Source organism: Sphingobacterium tabacisoli (assembly GCF_017908035.1).
Lineage (GTDB): Bacteria > Bacteroidota > Bacteroidia > Sphingobacteriales > Sphingobacteriaceae > Sphingobacterium > Sphingobacterium tabacisoli.
On record NZ_JAEQMU010000004.1, the window covers coordinates 429203 to 446462 of the forward strand.

General features: G+C 39.7%; 16 protein-coding genes. 10 read left to right on the forward strand and 6 right to left on the reverse strand.

What is annotated here, in order from left to right; genetic code table 11:
* The first annotated feature begins 299 nt into the window (after positions 1 to 299).
* The 5 genes from JKG64_RS16230 (at position 300) to JKG64_RS16250 (ending at position 7253) form a co-directional block, all read left to right on the forward strand.
* A complete protein-coding gene (locus JKG64_RS16230; protein WP_210355348.1) occupies positions 300 to 1550 on the forward strand; it encodes a dicarboxylate/amino acid:cation symporter in 1251 nt (416 codons plus the stop codon).
* Positions 1551 to 1880: 330 nt separating this feature from the next.
* Positions 1881 to 2288 (forward strand): cytochrome c maturation protein CcmE domain-containing protein, encoded by a 408-nt coding sequence (locus JKG64_RS16235; protein WP_210355349.1) that lies wholly within the window; start codon positions 1881 to 1883, stop codon positions 2286 to 2288.
* Positions 2289 to 2319: 31 nt separating this feature from the next.
* The gene (locus tag JKG64_RS16240; protein WP_210355350.1) at positions 2320 to 4800 is read left to right on the forward strand and encodes a heme lyase CcmF/NrfE family subunit; all 2481 of its coding nucleotides are present in this window, start codon (positions 2320 to 2322) and stop codon (positions 4798 to 4800) included.
* On the forward strand, positions 4797 to 5564 hold the full coding sequence (locus JKG64_RS16245) for a Rossmann-like and DUF2520 domain-containing protein (RefSeq protein WP_210355351.1): 768 nt from the start codon (positions 4797 to 4799) through the stop codon (positions 5562 to 5564). Before JKG64_RS16240 ends, JKG64_RS16245 begins: the two co-directional genes overlap by 4 nt.
* Before the next feature lie 129 nt (positions 5565 to 5693).
* Entirely contained in the window at positions 5694 to 7253 is a 1560-nt protein-coding gene (locus JKG64_RS16250) for an FMN-binding glutamate synthase family protein (protein ID WP_210355352.1), read from the forward strand.
* Between the two features lie 77 nt (positions 7254 to 7330).
* Here the strand turns inward: JKG64_RS16250 and JKG64_RS16255 are convergent, their stop codons facing one another.
* Positions 7331 to 7771, reverse strand: coding sequence for a MarR family winged helix-turn-helix transcriptional regulator (locus JKG64_RS16255; protein ID WP_246512632.1), 441 nt, complete (start codon positions 7769 to 7771; stop codon positions 7331 to 7333).
* 111 nt (positions 7772 to 7882) lie between these two features.
* On the opposite strand from JKG64_RS16255, the gene JKG64_RS16260 reads away from it, so the two are divergent.
* Positions 7883 to 8278 carry a hypothetical protein gene (locus JKG64_RS16260; protein WP_210355353.1) on the forward strand — a complete coding sequence of 132 codons (396 nt, stop codon included), beginning with the start codon at positions 7883 to 7885 and terminating at the stop codon, positions 8276 to 8278.
* Between the two features lie 43 nt (positions 8279 to 8321).
* On the opposite strand, the gene JKG64_RS16265 is transcribed toward JKG64_RS16260, so the two are convergent.
* Positions 8322 to 9098 carry an amidohydrolase gene (locus tag JKG64_RS16265; RefSeq protein WP_210355354.1) on the reverse strand — a complete coding sequence of 259 codons (777 nt, stop codon included), beginning with the start codon at positions 9096 to 9098 and terminating at the stop codon, positions 8322 to 8324.
* A 74-nt stretch (positions 9099 to 9172) separates the two neighbouring features.
* The gene (locus JKG64_RS16270) at positions 9173 to 10165 is read right to left on the reverse strand and encodes a polyprenyl synthetase family protein (RefSeq protein WP_210355355.1); all 993 of its coding nucleotides are present in this window, start codon (positions 10163 to 10165) and stop codon (positions 9173 to 9175) included.
* Between the two features lie 163 nt (positions 10166 to 10328).
* On the opposite strand from JKG64_RS16270, the gene JKG64_RS16275 reads away from it, so the two are divergent.
* Both JKG64_RS16275 and JKG64_RS16280 read left to right on the forward strand, forming a co-directional pair.
* Entirely contained in the window at positions 10329 to 11501 is a 1173-nt protein-coding gene (locus JKG64_RS16275) for a glycosyltransferase family 4 protein (RefSeq protein ID WP_210355356.1), read from the forward strand.
* Positions 11498 to 11827: a metal-sulfur cluster assembly factor gene (locus tag JKG64_RS16280; RefSeq protein ID WP_210355357.1), complete on the forward strand. Its 330-nt coding sequence runs from the start codon at positions 11498 to 11500 to the stop codon at positions 11825 to 11827. The genes JKG64_RS16275 and JKG64_RS16280 overlap by 4 nt, the downstream gene beginning before the upstream one ends.
* On the opposite strand, the gene JKG64_RS16285 is transcribed toward JKG64_RS16280, so the two are convergent.
* The 3 genes from JKG64_RS16285 to JKG64_RS16295 form a co-directional block, all read right to left on the reverse strand.
* Positions 11824 to 13131, reverse strand: coding sequence for a cation:proton antiporter (locus tag JKG64_RS16285; protein WP_210355358.1), 1308 nt, complete (start codon positions 13129 to 13131; stop codon positions 11824 to 11826). The two genes, JKG64_RS16280 and JKG64_RS16285, sit on opposite strands and share 4 nt — an antisense overlap.
* 4 nt (positions 13132 to 13135) lie before the next feature.
* On the reverse strand, positions 13136 to 13615 hold the full coding sequence (locus tag JKG64_RS16290; protein ID WP_210355359.1) for a cation:proton antiporter regulatory subunit: 480 nt from the start codon (positions 13613 to 13615) through the stop codon (positions 13136 to 13138).
* Between the two features lie 85 nt (positions 13616 to 13700).
* Positions 13701 to 14489 carry an MBL fold metallo-hydrolase gene (locus JKG64_RS16295; protein ID WP_210355360.1) on the reverse strand — a complete coding sequence of 263 codons (789 nt, stop codon included), beginning with the start codon at positions 14487 to 14489 and terminating at the stop codon, positions 13701 to 13703.
* A 116-nt stretch (positions 14490 to 14605) separates the two neighbouring features.
* On the opposite strand from JKG64_RS16295, the gene recJ reads away from it, so the two are divergent.
* Both recJ and lptB read left to right on the forward strand, forming a co-directional pair.
* Positions 14606 to 16303: a single-stranded-DNA-specific exonuclease RecJ gene (gene recJ / locus JKG64_RS16300; RefSeq protein WP_210355361.1), complete on the forward strand. Its 1698-nt coding sequence runs from the start codon at positions 14606 to 14608 to the stop codon at positions 16301 to 16303.
* 213 nt (positions 16304 to 16516) lie between these two features.
* The gene (gene lptB, locus JKG64_RS16305) at positions 16517 to 17251 is read left to right on the forward strand and encodes an LPS export ABC transporter ATP-binding protein (protein ID WP_210355362.1); all 735 of its coding nucleotides are present in this window, start codon (positions 16517 to 16519) and stop codon (positions 17249 to 17251) included.
* Positions 17252 to 17260: the final 9 nt, after the last annotated feature.

A 17260-nucleotide genomic window follows, 5' to 3' on the forward strand; every position in this document is an offset into this window, starting at 1 on the left:
ATCTTACAACCCATGATTCAATATTACCGTCTAAAACAACAAAAACCAGAGAGTCCACTCTTTACAAATTATCTCTGCGCATAATCGATAAAAGACTCCTCTATCAAACTTAAGCTTATTTAGATAAATAAATAAGGTCCAGACCGATCTATTATTAAAAAAATACATTTTGAATACATTTTCATTTCCCCTCTTTAAAGAACACCTACTTTGTGCGTTTGCATTTTTTTGCATCAAAATAAAATACTTAAGATAAAATTGACAAAAAAATAAGCTATTTTAGCTTAAGACTAATCGTTATGCAATCTATTCTCAAAAACTACAGTAGCATAATACTACTTCTGATTGGCATCAGTGTAGGGAGCCTGATAGGCCTATTCCTTCCTACGGTGGTTCCTTATATAAAACCTTTAGGAGATATTTTTCTTAACCTACTTTTTGTAGCAGTCATCCCCTTGCTGTTTTTTGCAATTTCTTCCGCAGTAGCCAATATCGAAGGTAATAATCGTCTTGGTCGAATATTGACCACGATGTCTTTCGTCTTTATCATCACCATTGCTATTGCTGCAGTATTGACCATCATCGGTCTATGGGCTTTTCCTGTCACGGCCATAAGTGATGGACAAGGCGCAGATGAAGCCATCCTCAATGCCGCCAATGATGGCTGGGGAGAGAAAATCGTTCGATTTGTCACCGTAGGCGAATTTGTCAACCTATTATCCAGACAGAATATACTCGCATTTGTCATTTTTTCCTTTCTTGTTGGTATATCAGTGAGAAAGAGTGGCGAAGTAGCTCAACCTTTCTTACGCTTCCTAATAGCGGGAAATGAGGTTATGAAAAATATGCTGGATATCGTCATGAAATTGGGTCCTGTCGGCTTAGGTGCTTATTTTGCCTATCAAGTACATGAATTAGGGCCGGAATTGTTCGGATTTTACGCCAAACCTTTAGGGTTTTATTATGTTTTCGGAACTGTCTTCTTCTTTGTTGTCTTTTCAGTTTACGCATTTATCGCTAGAGGGGGCAAAGGCGTACCGCTTTTTTGGAAAAACAATATTACACCATCACTGACCGCACTGAGCACCTGTAGCAGTCTTGCAACTCTTCCATCTAACCTACTAGCTGCAAAAAGAATAGGTATACCTAACAGCGTTGCGAATGTTGTAATCCCCCTTGGTAATACCTTATACAAAAATGGGTCAGCAATTTCCTCCATCCTTAAAATCTATGTCGCATTCTCCATTCTAGAGTGGGACTTTTTTGAACCATCCACACTCTTGATGGCAGTAGGAATCACCTTATTGGTCAGCATGGTTGCTGGAGGAATTCCTAACGGAGGTTTCATCGGTGAAATGTTAATGATATCGGTATATAGCATCCCCAACGAAGCAATACCAGCCATCATGATCATCGGTGCTCTAGTCGACCCACTCGCTACCATACTGAATGCAACAGGCGATACCGTTGCTTCAATGCTAGTAACTCGATTTGCTGGAGAGAAGTTCACAAAAAGTGAAGAAGACCGTGTAGATAGTACTGCTATTTAAAATCTGCTTCATTTAATGCCAAGATTTCAAGGCAGTGAGTATTGTGCTTTGTTTTTTTACGCCTTGATTTGTAATATTGATGATGCAATGTCCTAACCTATCACTAGGTGATAAAAAAGAGGCATACAAGAACATTTAACATCTATCTATCAAGTATATAGCGATTGCTACAAAACTATTTAGATTTGCTCTAAATAATGAGCTAAGCTTGCTAAATTCCTTCTTTCATTTCTCATTTCGTAATTTTGTGGTTGATTATACTGCGATTAGAAATATAAAACAAAGACTTGGCATTAAGACAACCTTCATTGCCATAACACAACACAATAAATGAAAAAAAGTTCAATCATCTTAATTGTAATCATAGCAATCGCTATTGCCATGATTTTGGTTATCTACACAGATTCTAGTACGTATTCTACTTTTACAGAAGCAAAAGAAAAAAACACAGAGCTTTATGTAGTCGGCGTATTGAATAAGGAAAAGGACTTACACTACGACCCGGTAAAGGATGCAAATCATTTCTCGTTCTACATGTACGACAACGATAGCACAGAATGTCAGGTTGTATTCAACGGCTCAAAACCACAAGATATCGAGCGGTCGGAACAAATCGTATTAACAGGTAAAATGGAGGGTAACACATTCCACGCGAGTAAAATCTTAATGAAATGTCCTTCAAAATACAACAAAGACCAAGTTGAGGTAATTGAAGCTACAACTACGGCATCGCTATAACTTCTGACTTCTAATTTCTTACTCAATAACAATGGATATTACTTACGTAGGCGAGCACCTATTGCCAGGAAAGATAGGGCAATTTTTTGTTATACTATCTTTTGGTGCCTCTTTACTATCACTTATCAGTTATTTCTTTGCGACCAAAAATCCTGAAGAGAAACATTGGAAAAAATTAGGACGTATCGGTTTTTTATTGAATGCCATTTCAATTGTAACTATTGGCTCAATTTTATTCTACTTGATATATTGTCATTATTTCGAGTACCATTATGTCTGGGCCCATTCTTCGAAGTCCCTTCCTACACATTACATCATTTCTTCTTTTTGGGAAGGACAAGAAGGTAGTTTCTGGCTGTGGATGTTTTGGCAGGTCGTATTAGGAACTGTTCTTGTTTTTAGAGCTAAAAGCTGGGAAACTCCAGTGATGACGTTTGTCATGCTATGTCAGACCTTTTTGGCGAGTATGCTAATCGGTGTGGAGATATTTGGGAGTCGTCTCGGAAGCTCCCCTTTCATACTGCTTCGTGATGCATTAGACATCCCTGTACTAAAAGACCCGAACTATCTAGCCATGATTGCAGATGGTAACGGATTGAACCCTCTCTTGCAGAACTACTGGATGGTCATCCACCCACCGACATTGTTCCTTGGATTCGCATCCATGATCGTCCCTTTTGCTTATGCTGCAGCAGGACTTTGGCAAAAACGTTATAAAGAATGGATGACTCCAGGATTACCTTGGGCTTTATTCGCCGTCATGATTCTAGGAGGCGGTATCATAATGGGGTCGTTCTGGGCGTATGAAGCACTAAACTTTGGGGGCTTCTGGGCATGGGATCCGGTAGAAAACGTATCCATCATCCCCTGGTTTACGCTGATTGCAGCAGTACACGTTATTCTAGCCTACAAACATTCAGGACATGGCTTCTTTACAGCAACCTTATTATCGCTAATAAGTTTCGTTTTGGTGATTTATGCTTCTTACCTCACAAGGTCTGGTATATTGGGAGAGACATCAGTACACTCTTTTACCAGTCTGGGAATGTCTGGTCAATTGATTTGGTTCAATCTGACCTTTCTATTTATCATGATCGGACTCTTAGTGTGGAGAAGAAAGGACTTTCCACGTACGCAAAAAGAAGAGGATATCTATTCCCGCGAATTCTGGTTGTTCATAGGCGCATTGGTATTAACAGTAGCTTGTGTACAAATGATCGCAACAACATCTATTCCAGTATTCAATGCATTATTTGGCACCAAAGTCGCTCCTCCTATCGATCCAATCGCTCACTACAATAAATGGCAGGGTGCCTTTGCAGTGGTGATATTATTGCTTACTGCCGTTGCTCAGTTTCTGAAATACAAACGCACAGACAGTAAAAAATTCTGGGCTGCTACATTAGCCTCTTTGATAATAACGATTCTAATAGCAGGTATTACCGTATACTTCACTAAAGTATACACCAACGTGATGTATGTTCTGATTACATTCACTGCTATATTCTGTATCATATCTAACATTCGCATACTAGGCGATGCTTTCAAAGGGAAGTGGAAACTAACTGGTTCTGCAGTATCCCATATCGGATTTGGATTACTTGTGCTCGGAGCTCTGATCGCAGCTGCAACGAACGAGGTAATATCTGTAAATGACAGTGGTTATATCGGTGTCCAAAATTTTGGAAAAGAAGGAGACAAATTTACGGACCCAGGAGAGAACTTATTCCTTACAGAAGGAGAACCGGTTCAAATGGGCGATTATAAAATCACCTATATAGGCGATAGCATAGCGCCTCCTAATGTTTATTACCACATCAAATACGAGCGTCTAGATGAAGAGAGTGGAAAAGTGAAGGAACATTTCGTATTAAGCCCATTCGCACAGAATAACCCTGACATGGGAGGCCTTATTGGTACACCTGCAACGAAGCATTACTTAACACATGACGTATACACGCTAATCACCGCCGCTGCTGCAGATTCACAAGCTCCGATGAGTAAAATCAAAGACGAAGAGAAAACCGGATTTGAAGACTACGATGAGCCAGCAACCTACCAGGTTAACATTGGAGACACACTCCGCTATAGAAATGGTGTGTTCGTCATAGAGGGCATAAACAAAAACGCTAAACTGGAAAAAATCCCTTTAAAACCTAGCGATGTAATTGTCGGTCTTAAAATAAAAGTTATAGCTGCAGACGAAAAAACATATGAAGCAGAACCGACCTTCCTATTGAAAGATGGTAATGCTTATGACTTTAATAAAGATGTGAGTGAGCAAGGGCTAAAATTCAGATTTACGAATATACTACCCGAAAAAGATAAGCTGGAAATTATGGTTTATCAAAAACCACTCCCTGAGAAAAAATGGATTGTTTTTAAAGCGATAAAATTTCCATACATAAACTTCTTCTGGCTCGGTACTATCGTAATGACTGTGGGCTTCTGTATGGCTATATACAGAAGGATTAAAGAAGGTAAAAAAGGCAATGTAAAAACATCGATATGACAATCGTAATAATAGGAAGTGGAAATCTAGCAACTCATCTTGCCCAAACACTCCACCAAAACGGTCATCAGATCATACAGGTATACAGTCGACAATCAGCCAATGCAAAAGCATTGGCTGATGCCGTTAACGCTATACCAATTTCAAATCTAAAAGACATTGATTCCAGTGCCGATTTATATGTTATTGCAGTATCCGACACCGCAATACCTCAAGTTACTGCTGATATGCCGGAAATTATTAAGGGAACCGTCGTACATACCTCAGGAGCAACCCCATTGGATATACTGAATCGCTTCACCAAATGTGGTGTGATATATCCGGCACAAAGTATAAGTAAGCAAATTGAAATCGACATGACGTTGATTCCAATTGGAATTGAGGCGAATTCTAAGGAAACCTTCCAACAGCTTATGGATTTGATGGAGCCCATAACTCCTGGTGTATTCGCCTGTAACACCCAACAAAGACTGGCATTACATGTCGCGGCCGTACTTGTGAACAACTTCTCTAATGCGCTCTTTAGTATGGCTCAGAACATCCTAGAACGTGAACAGTTGAATTTTTCACTTCTCCGTCCGATCATTTTAGAAACTGCAAATAAGGTACAAAACCACCTACCTTCAGAGGTACAGACAGGCCCTGCTTCTAGAAATGACCTCAGTACGATAAATAAGCATTTGCAATTCCTAAGCTATTCAAATGAGCTAACTGAAATCTATCAACATTTGTCTACTTTCATTACTAAAAGCAGACAGAAATAACCCATTGTTTACGAAAAAACTAAAAGTTTAAACCTGTATCATAAAGCGCAAATTACTTGTTAATTTTGCTGTAAATTAAAACAAACGCGCTTAACAAACGTTTGTTCATAGAATAACTTCATATGTATCATGGCAGTTAGAAAATTAATTCTTGTATCCATTATTCTTGTAAACTTAATTATCATTTCATTTGGAATTATTTTTACACCTAGTTGGTTTTGGCTTCTAATCATCCCAATTCCCCTATTGATCGTCGCAGTCTACCATAGTGTGCAAACCAGCCACGCCATACTGCGCAACTACCCTTTGGTCGGTTATTTCAGGTATATCTTTGAATCTATCCGCCCAGAATTAAGACAATATTTCTGGGAATCAGACACCGATGGTCGTCCCTTCAACAGAAGACAACGTTCTATTGTCTACCAAAGAGCAAAGAATCAACGTGAGACCGTTGCATTCGGCATGCAGACTGATCCACAAGCGATTGGAAATGAATGGATAGCACACTCAATATTCCCAACACACATCGAAAATCATGATCTTCGGACGGTAGTCGGTAACAGCGAGTGTAAACAACCGTACAGCTTAAGTATCTATAACATATCAGCAATGAGTTATGGAGCTTTGAGTAAAACGGCAATCACGGCATTAAATAAAGGTGCTGCTTTACAAAATTTTGCACATAACACAGGTGAAGGTGGTATCAGTAACTACCATATCAGTGGCGGTGACTTAATTTGGCAAATCGGTACAGGTTATTTTGGCTGTAGGGACGAGCATGGTTATTTCGATGCAGATCTGTTTACAGAGAAAGCGAACAGACCATATGTCAAAATGATTGAGTTAAAAATCTCTCAAGGTGCTAAACCTGGACACGGAGGTATATTACCAGCTGCTAAAAACACACCTGAGGTTGCTGCAATCCGCCACGTTGTACCTGGTACAGATGTAATGTCGCCTCCGGCACACAGTGCATTCTCATCACCATTGGAAATGATGCACTTCATCCAAAAACTAAGAGATCTATCTGGAGCTAAGCCAATCGGTTTTAAAATATGTATTGGTGATAAGCAAGAGTTTATTGAAATCTGCCATGCGATGCAAACAACGCAGATATTCCCAGACTTCATATCAGTAGATGGTTCTGAAGGAGGTACAGGAGCAGCACCACTAGAATTTACCGACAACTTGGGGATGCCACTATACGATGCATTGACCTTTATAACAAAAACATTAATAAACTTCGGTTTAAAGAAACATATCAAAATCATTGCTTCAAGCCGTATCGTTACAGGCTTCGACCTCTTAAAGGCGATTGCTCTAGGTGCAGATGCGTGCTATAGTGCAAGGGGTATGATGTTCGCTCTAGGCTGTATCCAGGCCTTGAAATGTAATGAAGACGTTTGTCCAGTGGGGGTAGCAACACAACGTCCACACCTTTACAAAGGACTAGATGTTGAAGATAAATATGTCCGCGTGGCCCAGTTCCACAGGAATACGTTACGTGCCACAGTAGAAATCATGGAGGCCTGTGGTTTCAAGACCTTAGACGACGTCACTGCAGATAAATTTTTCCGGAAGACAGATAATATCACAACATTAAGCTTTCAGGAAATCTATTTTAAAGATACGGGTCGATTGAATAAAAAAGAAAATGCATTTGCAAAGGAAGAGTTCTTAAATCATTAAAAACATTCCTTTTATAAAAGAAAATGCCTCCGTGATATCACGGAGGCATTTTCTTTTATATATTGTATTTCAAAAGCTTACTTGAGATTTTGAAATACCTTCTCCAAAATTTCTTGCGCTATCTTTAAATTAATTTCGTCAACACCCTCCAAAGCTTGCCTAACGGTAAGTGAAGCCTGCTCCATACCAGCTTCCTTAAGCTTTCTTCCATCTTTGGTCAGATAGATCAAGTTAGAACGTCGATCTTGCTTATCATTCACACGTATCACCAGTCCCAAGCGTTCCAAATTATTAATCAATCGAGTAATACTAGGTTTGTCACGAAAGGTAAAATTGGCCAATTCCTGCTGTGTAAGCCCTTCTTCCATCCAAAGATAGTAAAGGATGCTCCATTGCTCAGCAGTGATATTTAATTTTACTTCCTTCAAATTACGCTGTAATCGACGCGAAATAGCGGTCGATGCTTTACCCGATAAGAAGGAAAAAAACTCCTCCGAAATTACTGTAGATTCGTTCATTAGTTAGTTATAATTTTAGGTTGTTTATGCAATTAAGCAATTCCTTATACAATATCCAAATTTTATTTCAACATTATAACTTTAACGTCAAAATTCACTATATTTATTCGTATGGAAAATCTATTGGTCGTATTGATATTTGTGGGCTCTATTGTTTACAAGATTTATTCAAATTATAAAGAAGAAATGGAGAAATCCGCCAAACGCGGACCGCAGCGCCCCCCTATTGCCAAGAATCAGCCAGCTAGCATTCCTACTAAACCCTATCAGCATACCGCCACACCACCTCCGATTCCGGTTGCACCAGCAAGAAAGGTAGAGCAAGAGTTTGTAACAAAAAGCAACATCATACAAGATGTACCAGAAGAAGTACAACGTGTTAAAGAGTTCCGTAAAAAACATGGAAAAACGGAAGTGGAGAACACAAAGGAAGCCAGCGAGTCTATCTCTTTTGACCTTCGTCAAGCAGTGATACAAGCAGCAATCCTAGAACGCCCCTATAGATAGTGGTAGGCACAGGATAAATCATAAAAAAGTATATCGGAACAATCTATAATAAGGAAAAATCGTCTCTATCTTGTAAAAAAGGGAATCGATCACGCGTATTTTCGAGGTCTTTTGGATTTAGGGTAAAAGTATACAAATCTTCGTCTTCTGGTTTATAATACACCACATCACCTAATGGGGAAATACACATAGACCCCCCTGAGTAATAAACCTCATTACCATCGTGTCCGACCCTATTAACACCTATTACAAAAGCTTGATTTTCAATAGCGCGAGCAGGGATTAAAGCTCTCCAATGGGCAGATCGCTTATCTGGCCAACTAGCTGTGTACACCAATAAATCATACCCATTCTCCTGATTTCTGGACCAAACAGGGAATCGTAAATCATAACAGATCATCGGGCATATTTTCCAGCCCTTTAACTCGACGATCACACGAGAATTACCTGCCGTAAAGGATTTATCCTCCCCCCCCATTGCAAATAGGTGACGCTTATCGTAATGAACATAGCTCCCATCTGGAGACATCCAGACAAATCGATTATAATACCGCCCCCCCTCTTCAACAATAAGGGTACCAGCGACTACACAATCGAAAGAAACCGCTGTGTCATACATCCAACGCATGGTCATTCCATCCATACGTTCGGCGCATTTCTCAACGTTCATCGTGAATCCAGTATTAAACATTTCAGGCAACAGAATTAAATCTGTCTTCCCTTTAAGAGAAGACAAACGCAGTCTTAGATTTTGCAGATTCTTCTCTGCATTCTCCCAAAAAAGGTAAGCTTGAAATATTGTTATTTTTATCGGCTCCATGAATGTTTACAACTCAGTTATTAGTAAGAAACAACCAATTTAGTAAAATTACGAGTAAATTCCTAGGCAATTAATTACCGTGCCCTATACATCAAATGATCAGCTAAGCTAAAAAGCTCTTCTTTTCGCTTATCCTCTACATCTATTTGCCCCAAACTCGTATAAGCACACTGTGTATAATACTCTTTTAGCGCATTTGCTTTGCTCAGCACATCATATTTCTCATACAATTCCTTCATCTGTGCAATCTTTTCACTAGATTCGGATGATGTCATCTTTAAAATAGAAGCAAAGATCTCCGAATCTGTTGCACTTAGCTCTTGTTTTAATAGAATATGAAGTATCGTCTTCTTATTTACGATAATATCTCCACCTATTTGTTTACCAAACGTAGCAGGATCACCGAAAGCGTCCAGTATATCATCCTGCAACTGAAAAGCTATCCCGAGATTTTCACCGAAATTGTACAGCTTATTCCGCTGTTCACTTGTCGCTGCCGCAATAATAGCTCCCATCTCCAAAGCCCCACCTAGCAGCACAGATGTTTTCAATCGGATCATATTGACATACTCTTCTTCAGAAACGCTCTCCACAGTCTCAAAATCCATATCCATCTGTTGTCCCTCGCATACCTCGAGAGCAACTTTATTGAAAGTAGTCAACAGCGATGGTACAAATACGGCTGGACATTTGGCTAATTGTTCGTAAGCTTTGATTAGTAAGGCATCACCAGACAGTATAGCTACATCGTCATTCCACTTTTGATGTACAGTCTCCTGTCCCCTTCTCAAAGGTGCTTTATCCATAATATCATCATGGATCAACGTAAAATTATGGAAATACTCGATAGCCACAGACGCAGGAACCACCTCTTCAATATTCGAATGGCCAAACAAATCGGCACCTAAAATAACCAACTGGGGACGGATACGCTTCCCTGCTAAAGAGAGTATATATTTTATAGGTTGGTATAGATTCGTAGGTCCATCTGGAAACTGCACATTCCCTAGGGCCTCACTAATTTTATCTGAAAAATCTGCGTTGCCAAAAACACTTTTCGTAATCATACGCTAAGATACATAATAATCCGCTTTTAAAGAGATAAACGCGAAAAACCTGCTTGATTGGTTTTATCTTCTAATAGAACCATATCCAGCTAATCTGCAACATTTATCCCCACATCCATAGAATACAAAAGGAAAATGATAATTTTGTCTGTATATTTCACTCATGCGTATTCTCATAATCCATAATTTCTATCAGCACAAAGGCGGGGAAGATGTCGTTTTTGCACAAGAAACCGCAGTTCTGAGAGATAAAGGGCATCAAGTCGAAACATTATCCTTTCAGAACAAAAAAGGAATAAAGGGATTATTTCAGTTTTTACTATATCCATGGAATAGTTTTGCAGCACATAAGGTACTGAAGAAAGTGAACGACTTTCAGCCAGACGTCGTCCACGTACATAACACGCATTATGCAATTGGTCCTTTAGTCTTTCGGAGTCTATGCAAAAGAAAAATCCCTGTTGTGTTGACTCTGCACAACTTCCGTTTACTTGACCCGTCGGCCAATCTCTTTCACAATAATGAGGTATTTACAGACACAATAGACAAAGAATTTCCCTGGAAATCCATAAAGAACAAAGTACTGGATAACTCTTTATTGAAAACTTTCTGGACGGCTTTTACCATTTATATCCACAAAAAACTGGGCACCTGGAAAGACATAGACAGGATACTTAGCTTCTCCGAATTTGGAAAACAGCTATTATTACGTTCTACGCTCCAACTAAGCCCCCAAAACATTGTGATAAAGCCTAATTTTGCTTTAGAAAGTTCGGAAAGCAAACACATAGAAAAGAAGGACTATTTCGTCTACATAGGTCGCTTATCAGAAGAAAAGGGGATTGAATCTTTACTTAAGGCTTTTTCAGAATGTGAGCATATTATTCATATTTTTGGTGACGGTCCTTTAGTAGAAAAAGTCAAGCAGGCCTCACAGCTCCATCCCAATATCATATATGGTGGTTTTCAACAAAAGGAAACACTGGACTATTATCTATCTTCCAGTCAGGCGCTCATTGTTCCCTCGATATGGTTCGAAGGTATGCCTATGACCGTACTAGAAGCTTTCGCATGCGGCACGCCTGTCATGGCCAGTAAGATTGGCATATTGGAAGAAATGATTCAAAATGGTAAAAATGGATTTCTCTTCGAGCCCAACGACGAAAAAAGTATCATAGACACTATCCACAACTGGCAGGCGTTGTCTATTGATGACAAGAATGTAATATCTGAAAATTGTAAAAAAGATTTTTCAGACACATATTCTTCCCAAAAAAACGTATTATTATTGGAAACAATATATAAAGAAGCAATTCAACAAACAAATAACAAATGAGTATTATAATCATGGATCCGCTAGGTTTAGCGCCCAAAATACAAGAAGCACTAGAAAGTGTTTATGATCCAGAACTAAAACCTGCAAACATCGTAGATCTTGGTTTGGTATATGAAATAATCACTAAAGATGCTGGAATAGCAAAAGTAGTAATGACGCTGACTGCCCCGGGATGTCCTGTGGCTGGAGAGATCATGGATGAAGTCCAACGCAAAGTAGCGGCAATCGATGGCGTAAACGAATCTTTAGTCGAGCTTACATTTGATCCACCTTGGAATAGAGATATGATGAGTGAGGAAGCTAAATTAGAATTGGGTTTTCTTTAGTCCTTCCTCGAAGCGACACCTGCTTCTAATGCTTCTAAAGTCTTTTTCGGCTTCGCCACGTTTTCCTCTTTGCCAAACAAGGCATTCCATATCTTCCTAGACTCTTTCGTCAATAAAGGGGAGACTATGGACAGAATAAGCACATACACAACAACAAAGGACTGTAATATAGGCAAAAGGCCTCCAGCCTTACCTATATTGGCCATAATAATAGAAAACTCACCCCGCGCTGACAAGGTAAGACCAATATCAAAAGAGGCACGGGGTTTCATTTTTGAGAAGTGTGCTGCAAAATATCCAGAAGCCACGTTACATACTACGGTGACTACCGCTGCAAGTGTAGCCCATCCTATGGCTCCTCCCAAGCTATAGATATCTATTGACAACCCAAAACTGAAGAAAAACATCGCCCCAAAGAAGTCCTTATAAGGTAGAACCATTGCTTCAATCTTTTTAATATATTTTGAATCCGCAAATACCAGTCCGGCCATGAGGGCGCCAATCGCTTCGGCAACATGGATGGTCTCTGAGAAACCCGCAATGACAAAAAGCAAACTAAAGACTATAAGGATAAAAAGCTCAGATGACTTTTCTTGAAGTAAACGATCAATAAATGGAATCAGCTTTCTACCTAAAATCAAGAAAGCAAGAATAAAACATAATGCTAACAGTGATGTACCCAAGACCGCCCATACGGAAGTACTACCGGTTAAGATTAGTCCAGAAAGAAATGATATATGCATCGCGATAAAAAGATCATCAAACATGATCATCCCCATGATGACTTCCGTCTCTGGATTCGCGGTACGTTTTAAATCTGTCAAGACCTTCGCTACGATGGCAGTAGAAGAGCTCGTCATAAGCCCACTTAATACCATTACTTCCTTAAATGGAAGATCCATCAACCATCCGATAAACAATCCAGAAACAAAATTGAGCAACACATATAAGGATCCACCTGCTAATATAGATTTGCCCGACTTTATCAATCGACCTACGGAAAACTCAAGCCCTAGATAGAACAGCAAAAATAAGACCCCCAGCCTACCCATGAATTCAATAAAGGGCTTGCTTTCTGAAAAAGTAAAAAAACTCCAGACTTTCTCAACACCAGCTGTCAGTGCAGGGTTATCAGCTTGTTCTAAAAAAGACAGTAAGAAGTTTGGGTACTCCTTATTGCCCAAAAACATTCCTATAATAATAAAAAAGGGAATCACAGAAAAACGCAATCTATTGGCTAATAAACCAACCGACGCAACCAGTAAAACAGCAATTCCTATTTCTAATATTATAATATGCGACATAGAATTATAACAGGATTTCCTTCAAAAGCTTTATATTCTTAGATTTACCAGCAATAACCAAAGTTACTCCAGTCGTTATAACATACTCTGGTCCGGGGTTAATGATTGTTTCATCTTCTCGAATAGCCGCAATGATCGTGGCTCCTGTTTTTTGCCGCACGGCTAGGTCTCCAATACTTCTATTGGCCCAATCATCAGAAACATCTATTTTATACCACTCAATACGCAAATCGTCTAGTGCGACTTCCATGGTCTCCAGTGCCTTAGGCTTATACGAAAGCCCTCCAAGGATACCAGCTATTTGTCGAGACTCCTCATCAGAAAGAGTCATTACACACTGCGTATCGTTGTCCTCTTCATCACGGCGATACAGCTCGCGCCGACCATCATCATGAATCACTACAACCATATTATCACCAGCTTCAGTCTCGATCTGGTATTTTTTGCCAATGCCAATAAGATCACTTTCTCTAACTACCGACATGATTACTTTTTATTAGTTATAAAATAGACATTAATCAAACTTAACTAAAATTACCCTCATTTACAACTGATAGGGCTCTAATTCGTTAAGCTTCTTTGGATGCATCTATCAGAATATAAGCACCATCCTCTTTCTGTTGAGGCCGACCTATCGCAATAGATTTACCATGATAGAACATAAAAACCCATCCTTCTGGAGCCCCTTCTTGCCAATACTCCTTACGTCGATCGCGAGCGGCACGACCATCGTAATCGTATTTAGCAATAAAGTTTTTAAACAATTCTTCTGGCTCAGGCAATACATCTCCTCCAAAGAAAAAATGCTCGCCTCCAGTTTCTATATGGAAAGCTTGATGAAACTCTGTATGTCCCCCGTTAACGGCATAGTGAATCTCATTATTAACCGTGCCATCTCCTTCTACAAGAGTCAGGTTACCACTGCGCTGCAGAACATCAAACACCTCAGTACGATAGGATGCGGATTCTGAGCTATACGCATTTTCCCATTCACCACGTTGTACGATGTACTCCGCTTCGGAGAAAGCAATCCGCCCCACACCGTCTTTAAAATCTACCATTCCACCGGTATGATCTTTATGAAGGTGCGACATCAACACATACTTGACATCGTTAGGTTCGAAACCCAACTTACGAATATTAGCATGTATCAACAGCTCATCGTCAGGCGTGCGTGAACCTAATCCCGTATCACACAGAATCAAACCACAACTCGCTACAATCAAAAATGGATGCACATGAACGAATAATGAGCCGGGACGGCTCTTGGGATCATCTTTCAATGGATCAAAAGGAATGAATTTTTTTGTTCCATCAACTGAAAAAGAACCTTCAAAAAGGGAATATGCTTGTATCATCTTTTATAATCTTGTAAATATGACAGTTAGGCTTATCGCTCGTGAAATACCCCAGTCAACATTAGGTAACGACACCTAGAAAATGTATATTTACATACAAAATATAGTGCAAAGATATGCAAAAAAGGTGGGTCCTGAAACCGAAAAATGACAGCAACGCAATCAATAAACTACAATCTGAACTAGGAGTAAACCCTATTATTGCTCGGCTATTGGTCAATCGGGAAATCCACACATTTGAACAATCTAAAGCCTTTTTCAGGCCTTCTCTTGAACAATTACACGACCCCTTCCTGATGAAAGATATGGATATTGCCATATCCCGAATTGAACGGGCTATCGGAAATAACGAGAAGATCATGATCTATGGCGATTATGACGTCGATGGGACAACTGCTGTAGCAGTGGTTTATAGTTTCTTTCGTGCCTTTCATTCCCGAATCGAATATTACATCCCAGACCGCTATGCCGAAGGCTATGGTATCTCCACGCAAGGAATCGACTATGCTGCAGACAACGATTTTTCGCTGATTATTGCGCTCGACTGTGGTATCAAAGCATTAGAAAAAGTTGAATACGCCAATACACGCGGTGTAGACTTCATCATTGGCGACCACCATCTCCCAGGAGATACAATTCCTGATGCCTGTGCGGTACTCGACCCTAAACGCTCAGACTGTCCTTATCCGTACAAAGAACTATCCGGTTGTGGCATAGGCTTCAAAATCATTCAGGCATTTATACAAAAGAATGATATGGACATGGAGGAGGCCTATAAATACTTAGACCTAGTGGCCGTAAGTATAGCTTCTGATATTGTCCCAATCACTGGGGAAAATAGAATCCTGACCCACTTTGGTTTAAAAAAACTAAACTCTAACCCTTCCGTAGGTCTTCAGGCATTGATAGATCTATCTTCCAATAAAACAGGTGTTTTTTCTATTAATGACATTGTATTTCAGATAGGTCCCCGTATAAATGCCGCAGGTCGAATAGACCATGCAAAAGGAGCAGTCAATCTTTTGATTTCCAAATCAAAAGAAGAGGCTTCCACCTATTCTGCTGCTGTAGATGACCAAAATAATCTACGTAAGGACTTTGACTTAAGGATAACCGAAGAAGCACTTTCTATTATTGAAAACAGCGAAAGCAATCAGCTTAGAAAATCAACTGTCCTTTATAAATCAGACTGGCACAAGGGTGTTATCGGCATTGTAGCGTCAAGATTGACGGAACGGTATTATCGCCCCACCGTCATACTTACACAGACCAATGGACATATCGCCGGATCGGCACGTTCTGTCATCGGTTTTGATCTTTATGAGGCTCTCAGCGAGTGTAGCGACCTCTTGGATCAGTTTGGAGGCCATAAATATGCTGCAGGTCTCACCATGCAAGAGAAAAACATAACGCTATTTCAGAGCAAATTTGAAGAGGTCGTACAGCGTTCGATCAAGCCGGAAATGCTACAGCAGGAGGTTTCTATCGAAGCAGAGATTGAACTTAAAGATATAGACACCAAATTCTATCGTATCCTTAAGCAATTCGAACCTTTTGGCCCTCAAAATGAAGCGCCTATATTTATTTCAAAAAACCTTAAACTACACGGTTCAGCATATGTAGTAGGTAGCAATCACCTCAAGTTCACCTGTTTTCAGGACGGTTCTCCCGCTTTTGATTGTATCGCATTTGGTTTGGCAGAACATATTAGTCATCTTAACAGCAAACGACCGTTCGATATATGTTACAGTATTGAGGAGAATAATTGGAGAGGCAAAAAGAACCTACAGTTGAATATCAAAGGAATACGCTAGTCGATAGTTATTCTTTTGTGCACAACGATTCTTTATAAGAAAAAAAGCATTCCCTGAAAATGCGTATTCCCGAAAGTATCGGAAAGTCCTGTTAAAATCAAACAAATGAATGCTCAATTCTATTATAGTAGGTAATTGGTCATTTTTTAAGCAATAAGCATTCGTGAATACAAAGCATTTTATTTAGGTTTGCAGTAAGCGAATAATAAATCGATGATACTAAGAGCAGAACACCTAGTTAAGAAATATAAACAACGTACGGTAGTAAACGATGTCTCCTTTCACGTTGAACAGGGGGAAATTGTCGGTCTTTTAGGCCCCAATGGAGCAGGAAAGACAACCTCTTTTTATATGATCGTAGGTTTAATCAAACCAAATGATGGCCACGTCTATCTTGACGATGAAGAAATCACAAAGGACGCGATGTATCAACGTGCTCAAAAAGGGATTGGATACCTTGCACAGGAAGCTTCAGTATTTAGGAAACTATCTGTAGAGGACAACATACTCGCTGTATTAGAGATCCATCATCCAGACAAAGAATCACGAAAAAACAGACTTGAGGAGCTCTTAACAGAATTCAGCCTACATCGTGTCCGTAAAAACAGGGGTGATCTACTCTCCGGAGGTGAACGCCGACGTACGGAAATCGCCCGAGCTTTGGCTGCTAATCCAAACTTCATTTTATTAGATGAACCATTTGCCGGTGTTGACCCTATCGCCGTAGAAGAAATCCAAACCATTGTCGCTAAATTAAAAGCAAAGAACATTGGCGTACTGATCACAGACCACAATGTACAAGAAACACTGTCTATTACGGACCGTGCATACTTATTGACTGAGGGTAAGATTATGCTCACAGGTACACCTGAAGAAATTGCAGATAGTGAAATGGCCAGAAAATTCTATCTTGGTCAAAACTTCGTCTTAAGACGCAAAAAATTATAACCAAAAAAG